Genomic DNA, 1,412 nt, shown 5'->3' on the forward strand with positions numbered 1-1,412 from the left:
ATTACTGGCATGAATCTTTAGATGGAGATGCTAGATGGAAATATGGTACACCTCCAGAGGGAAATGCTAACTATGCGTGGTTACAACATATGGCACACCATTTATCACCAAATGGAACAGCTGGAATAGTTTTAGCAAATGGATCACTATCATCTAATACTTCAAATGAGGGAGAGATTAGAAAAAATATGATAGAGGATGATTTAGTAGATTGCGTTGTAGCTCTTCCTGATAAGCTATTCCTGACTACTGGAATTCCAGCTTGTATATGGTTTTTAAATAGAAATAAAAGTAACCCTAAGCATAGAGAAAGAAATGGAGAGATTCTATTTATAGATGCTAGAAAAATGGGTGCTCTTGTAGAAAGAAGTTTAAGAGAGTTATCACCTGAAGATATTCAAAAGATAGCTGATACTTACCATATGTGGAGAGGTTCATATAAAGGTGAAGAAGAATATGAGGATATTCAAGGTTTCTGTAAGAGTGCAACACTTGAAGAGGTTAAAGGGCATGAATATATATTAACTCCAGGAAGATATGTAGGAATAGAGGAAGCAGAGGACGATGGAATCCCTTACGAGGAAAAGATGGCAGATCTAAGTGCAAAACTAGCTGAGCAATTTGCAAAGAGCAGACACCTAGAAGAAGAGATAAGAGCTAACCTAGCTAAGTTAGGATTTGATATATAATGGTGGAGAATAAAGATATGATTGAAAAATGGCAGTATACACAATTGGGGAAAATTTCAAAAAAATTTAAATTAAAAACTTTTCAGGAGATAGTATCTAAAGAAAAAAGATCTCTAATCTCTGGACCATTTGGTTCAAATATAAGTAGCAAATTTTTTGTAAAAACAGGAGTACCTGTAATAAGAGGAAATAATTTAAAAGAAGAACTTATAACTTTTATTGATGAAGGTTTTGTTTATGTCACTCCAGAAAAAGCAGGCGAATTAAATTGTTATGCGAAAAAAAATGATATTATCTTTACAGCTGCAGGTACAATTGGTCAGATAGGAATAATAACGAAAAAAAACATTTATAACGAATATGTTATATCTAATAAACAGATAAGAGCACGTATAGATGAAAATCAAGTATTACCAATGTATTGTTATTATTGGCTAAAGCAACCTAAAATTATTAAATTAATAAAGCAATTAAATACAGGTTCTACAATTCCTTTAATTAATTTAGGAATTGTAAAAAAACTTCCTATTGCATTTCCAATTTTAGAAACCCAAGAAAAGATAGCCTCAATATTATCAGCTCTTGATGATAAAATAGAAATAAATAATGAAATGAATAAAACTCTTGAAGAGATGGCACAAACTCTATTCAAAAGATGGTTTATAGATTTTGATTTCCCAAATGAGAATGGAGAGCCATATAGAAGTAGTGGTGGAAAAATGG

Annotated in this window: 2 protein-coding genes; both read left to right on the forward strand. The window is 31.7% G+C overall.

Annotation, left to right across the window (positions count from 1 at the left end):
- A partial coding sequence (locus L992_RS11770) for an N-6 DNA methylase (protein WP_047396439.1) occupies window positions 1-689 on the forward strand: 689 nt, incomplete at its 5' end.
- A 17-nt stretch (window positions 690-706) separates the two neighbouring features.
- On the forward strand, window positions 707-1,412 hold a 706-nt coding region (locus L992_RS11775; protein WP_081982915.1), incomplete at its 3' end, for a restriction endonuclease subunit S.

This window comes from Cetobacterium sp. ZOR0034 (genome assembly GCF_000799075.1).
In the GTDB taxonomy this organism is placed as follows: Bacteria; Fusobacteriota; Fusobacteriia; order Fusobacteriales; family Fusobacteriaceae; genus Cetobacterium_A.